Genomic DNA, 233 nt, shown 5'->3' on the forward strand with positions numbered 1-233 from the left:
CTCGGCAGGCCTGCGGGGATCGTTCATCACGGCGAAGAACAGTTGCGCCCCGAACTTTCGCGGTGCGTCGAGGTCGAGCGGTTCGCCGAGTACTTGCAGCATCCGGGCGGTCTCCAGACAGAGGCGGCAGTAGCCCTGCTCACCGATGGTGACGTCGCGATGGCACGAGACGCATTCGCCTTGCGGGTAGTGCTTGAACCACCAGCGGCACTTCGGGCACCGCCAGTTGCGAT

The 233-nt window shown here is 64.8% G+C and carries 1 pseudogene; it reads right to left on the bottom strand.

Annotation, left to right across the window (positions count from 1 at the left end):
• Window positions 1-233 (bottom strand): annotated as a pseudogene (locus tag SB754_RS23160) (hypothetical protein); the annotation flags it as partial.

The sequence above is a fragment of the Leifsonia sp. SIMBA_070 genome (assembly GCF_046534635.1).
Taxonomy (GTDB): domain Bacteria; phylum Actinomycetota; class Actinomycetes; order Actinomycetales; family Microbacteriaceae; genus Leifsonia.